The organism is uncultured Capnocytophaga sp., assembly GCF_938029845.1.
Classification (GTDB): domain Bacteria; phylum Bacteroidota; class Bacteroidia; order Flavobacteriales; family Flavobacteriaceae; genus Capnocytophaga.
On sequence record NZ_CALHGG010000092.1, the window covers coordinates 1 to 4,524 of the forward strand.

The 4,524-nt window shown below is 32.2% G+C and carries 5 protein-coding genes and 2 pseudogenes; 6 read left to right on the forward strand and 1 reads right to left on the reverse strand.

Annotation, left to right across the window (positions count from 1 at the left end):
- The 6 genes and pseudogenes from Q0625_RS06670 to Q0625_RS06695 form a co-directional block, all read left to right on the forward strand.
- Positions 1 to 823, forward strand: an 823-nt coding sequence (locus Q0625_RS06670) for a hypothetical protein (RefSeq protein WP_298824871.1), incomplete at its 5' end; no start/stop codon positions are given.
- Between the two features lie 43 nt (positions 824 to 866).
- On the forward strand, positions 867 to 1,322 hold the full coding sequence (locus Q0625_RS06675) for a hypothetical protein (protein ID WP_298824873.1): 456 nt from the start codon (positions 867 to 869) through the stop codon (positions 1,320 to 1,322).
- A 61-nt stretch (positions 1,323 to 1,383) separates the two neighbouring features.
- Positions 1,384 to 1,479, forward strand: a pseudogene (locus Q0625_RS06680) (arginase family protein); the annotation flags it as partial.
- Between the two features lie 40 nt (positions 1,480 to 1,519).
- Positions 1,520 to 2,086: a hypothetical protein gene (locus tag Q0625_RS06685; RefSeq protein WP_298824875.1), complete on the forward strand. Its 567-nt coding sequence runs from the start codon at positions 1,520 to 1,522 to the stop codon at positions 2,084 to 2,086.
- Positions 2,087 to 2,114: 28 nt separating this feature from the next.
- Entirely contained in the window at positions 2,115 to 2,897 is a 783-nt protein-coding gene (locus tag Q0625_RS06690) for a hypothetical protein (protein WP_298824877.1), read from the forward strand.
- A 113-nt stretch (positions 2,898 to 3,010) separates the two neighbouring features.
- Positions 3,011 to 3,601 (forward strand): annotated as a pseudogene (locus Q0625_RS06695) (IS1 family transposase); the annotation flags it as partial.
- Positions 3,602 to 3,794: 193 nt separating this feature from the next.
- Here Q0625_RS06695 and Q0625_RS06700 read toward each other — a convergent pair.
- Positions 3,795 to 4,524: ABC transporter permease (locus tag Q0625_RS06700; RefSeq protein ID WP_298824879.1), on the reverse strand; the 730-nt coding region annotated here is incomplete at its 5' end.

A 4,524-nucleotide genomic window follows, 5' to 3' on the forward strand; every position in this document is an offset into this window, starting at 1 on the left:
ATTACTTATTAGTTTATTCTTAATATGGGTATGGTCCTGTAAGAACGTTGTTAATAATAACACTGAAAAAGATCCACAAAATGAATCATTAAGTATCGAATCTGATACCATATCTGATACCATATCTAATGCACAAGAACATTGTGATTTTGAAGATTTTATTAAGGAAGAGATGGGCTATTTAAATGGCGGTTTTAATAGCAAAGGAAGACTTGATTTAGGGAACATTGATATAAGTTCAATGCTCTCTAAACCATCTTTTCCTTATGGGGTTATTCCTTATATTGGGTTTATTGATATAAAGATTAAAAGAAGATTAGAGATTAATTTTCTAAAAATAGAAAAATCAACAACAAATGATAGTCTTTATATAGCAAAAGGGAAAACAAAAGTTGGTAAAAATGTAAGATTGTTTGAAGGAGATATAAAAATCAAACATGTATATTTTTTTGCAGAGCATTCTAAAGGTTTAGAGGATGATATGGTGGGGAAAATAAAATCACAAGGAATTATTATTGCTGATTATTATTTTAGAGAAGATAAAAAATTATCAGCTACGGGTATCTTTGAAGGAAAGGTTTTATTAAGATGGTATATTAACAATAAAGGAGTGTTTTTATTTGATGATATTGAAGAATATTCAGATGACTATAGAAACAACCAATTTGTAGGGACTTGGACAAGTTATAAGACAGGAGTTAAAAAAGTAGCTAATTGGGGCATTTGTCGCATCCCTTGCTCAGGAGACTTAGATTGGGGTGCAGCTGAATTTTCTCCTGCTCCTGAATATAGAAAATATGGTTGGGAAGACTATAAACCTTAAATAAAAAACCCTTACCTTTGCAAAACAAAATAAAAGTCAACATATGAAATTATTACTTATTAGTTTATTCTTAATATGGGTATGGTCCTGTAAGAACGTTGTTAATGATAACACTGAAAAAGATCCACTAAATGAATCATTAAGTATCGAATCTGATACCAAAATAAACAATCCACTAGCGAACAAAAAGTTTTATTATTTAGATAAAAAAGAGGAGAATGGAGAATTGAGGCTCTCAATATACCCATATCTTGAAGACGATTATGATATGGCTAAAATTATTTTTACTGACTCAATGCTTATTGATGGTTGGAATATTATGGCACCATATGAGTGGAAAATAGAAAGGGTTTCCCAACAAGATTCTCTTTTAATCTATCACTTACAAATGATGGAAAATCCAGAAAATCAAAAAACTTTTTATTTTTATTATAATGAAAAAAAAGGTATTTTATATAGAAAGTTATATAGAAAGGATAGAGATACGACTTTTATTTAATAGATTCTTTAAAGAGTAATAGTGTGAGAAAAGTAAAAGCAGAGTGGATACTATGATTTATATCTCAGTTGTGTATATTACGATAGATTTGGATGCTTTTGATCCATCTATTGCGCCATCTACGGGAACGCCAGAACCAGGAGGATTGGCTTGGTATCATTTAGCTGAAAAACAAACCTTTATAAAATATAATTAATATGAAAAAATTACTTTTAATTGTCATGGTGGCAGCTCATTTTGTGGCTTTTGGACAAAAGAAGAAAAAATCTATTCCTCCACCACCTGAAATAATTACCAAACAAAAAGTGCAAAAATCTCCTTACCGAAGGATTTTTGAAGATAATAGGAAGCTTGCTTTTCAATGGAGAATGGAAGTAAAGGATTCTATTATCGCTAATGAAGACAGGATGATTTATAAAATCTATCTTGAATTTCAGTCGGATAAAGAATTTAGATCTTATAAAGAGCAACCTGATATTTCTGCTCTGAAAGTAATTTACTCTGTAGAAAAAGGAGCTAAATTGGATAAAAACCTTACCCCTCGTACGCATTATTTTGATTTAGTGGATTATCCATGGATTTCTGAATCCGTTAAAATTGTTGGCGATAATGTAGAACTAACAAATGATGAAACGAAAGAAAAGCAAATTTTTAAGATTTTTTTAGATGAGGACAAGAAAAATATCATTAAGCTCCAAGATTCGAAAACAAAGAAGGAGTTCTTCCCAACGGAGGATTTTTATTATCCAGCTGTTAGTATATAGGTTTTTAATAGAAAAAGAATGAGCAATTATGAGAGTATTTTTAGTATTACTATATTTGTATGCTTCCTATGTAATAGCACAACCTAAAAATGAAACGTTTGATTTTGAATTATATAAGAATCTTGGAAAAAATGCTGATGTTTACAGACATCAGTATTTAAAAACAGATGGTTGTATTCTTTATAAGATTAGTTTTGACAAAGAAGAAGGGGGATATATAGAGGAAAGTTTGCCCTCCCCTTCTTTTATAACACGCCGTAAAGATTATTATCCGAATGGAAAAATTAAAAGCATCAAGCATTTTATAGGAGAAAATGTACTTATCGGAAAATCTGTTTATTACAATAAAAAAGGCGTTAAAAGAATTGTAGATGAAGATAAGAAATTCAAGAAAATTAAATATCCTTATATTTTACAATTCTTGGAAAAGAAAGGACATATCAACCTTAAAACTGGAAAAGGTAGAATTGTTGATATTAGAGGAACAAATTATTTTGGATTTCGATTAAATTATGTAGAAAAAATGAATATGTGGGTTGCTATCATAAAAGATGGTTACCCAAAAGATAAATGTTTAGAGAAATATATAGAATTAGCAAAAAAAGAGAAATATATAGAATTAGCAAAAAAAGAAAAACAAAAAAGAGAAAAGGATCATCTGATAGTTTGTTCAGAGAGAAATTGTGATCTACATTATTTTATAGATGCAATTTCTGGAAAACAGATTTCAAAACAAGAGTACGCAAAAAGATATAGAGCAGCATTTGGTGAAGAGAATGAAAGACTTGATTATATCTTTACAGAGCCGTGATATAATTTTTGAGTTGGCAGCTTCTAATGCTGATGAGCAAATCGCTGCACACGAAGTTTTGTCTCGGAAGCCGTAAGACAATGATGGAAAGATTTAATAGAGAGGAAATGGAATGGGATTGCAAAAATGAAAAATGTGCTCGTCAATTCATTGGAGATCATAATCTTACTTATAAGGGTTGTCATTCCTGTATTAATCAGAAAATCAAACTTATGCTTGTTAGAGGTGTAGGGATTAGAGATATATCTGAAATAGAAAAAGTTAGTATAAGGAAAGTACTTACTGTTTTAGCTAAATCTGATTATTCTATAGTTCCTAAAAAGAAGCACTATAATAATATTGAGGTTGATGAATTTCGGACTTATGTTCAGAAAAAAGAAAATAAACAGTGGCTTATTTATGCTTATGATAGGGAGACAGGAGAAATCATAGCTTATGTATGAGGTAAAAGAGATTTAAGAACAGCCAAGAAGTTAAGAAAGCAACTTAAAGAACTTGATATTACCTATGATTCCATAGCAACTGATGATAGGAAAAGTTTTAAAATAACTTTTAAAGAGGATAAGCATCTAATAAGGAAAACGTATACTGTTGGAATAGAGGGAAATAATTGTAAATTACGACATAGAATAAAGCGAGCTTTCCGCAGAACTTGTTGTTTTTCTAAAAAACTATCTAATCATTTTATAGTCAATCATATTTAGAATGCAAATAAAATACGAATAAATAAGACAAGGAATTCATTCCTAATTCACTCTCTTTCAAGGGCTAATTGCCATTAGCCCCTACACCTGCTCATGCTATTTTTTCGCAAACTATTTCTGTTTGACTATAACTACTGATTTGCATTAGTCACTAGTCATTGGTCGTTAGTCGTTAGTCATTAGTCATTAGTCATTACCCTCTATTTTCATAGCGCATAGCGGCCACTGGTTCTATCTTAGCGGCTTTGCGGGCAGGGAAAGTACCTGCAAAAATACCTGAAAGCACCATAATAAAGACCGCCAAGAGAGCTATACCCATATCTATTTCGGTTGTTTTGAGCAGTCCCATGCCCCCTGAAGCCGCCAATACCATATTAACGAGCTTGAGTACCCCTACGCCTAAGAACATACCCAACAAGCCCGATGCTAAGGTGATAATCAGCGCTTCCAAGAGCACTTGTATAGTAATATGGTAAGGAGTAGCCCCAATGGCCATACGCAGACCAAACTCATTGGTGCGCTCCTTGACTACGATAAAGAGGATATTGGTTACACTGACCATTCCACTAATCAAGAAACAAGCCCCCACAATCCAAATAAACACACTGATACCAGTGAAGATACTATTGATATCGGATATTTGTTCCTCTAAGGTTTGTATATAGACAGCATTAGGATCATTAGCATCAAAACGTAGGCTGCGTGCTAAGTAATTGAATATTTTCGTCTTAAAATCAATCACCGAAATCTTAGCATCATCGCTTAGGTAGAAGCCAAAGACTGAAATATCGGGCGTATCCTGAATATTACGGGTAAAGCTCGGATAAGGTACAAAGATTTCTGACTCGGCCTGTTGGCTCACCATATCATCATTCTTCATCACCCCAATCACGCGGTAATATACCCCTCCTACATCAATGAGT

What these genes read in the sequence shown, in the direction of transcription:
- Q0625_RS06675 (WP_298824873.1), top strand. Translation starts at nt 867, where the DNA reads ATGAAATTATTACTTATTAGTTTATTCTTAATATGGGTATGGTCCTGT.
- Q0625_RS06685 (WP_298824875.1), top strand. Translation starts at nt 1,520, where the DNA reads ATGAAAAAATTACTTTTAATTGTCATGGTGGCAGCTCATTTTGTGGCT.
- Q0625_RS06690 (WP_298824877.1), top strand. Translation starts at nt 2,115, where the DNA reads ATGAGAGTATTTTTAGTATTACTATATTTGTATGCTTCCTATGTAATA.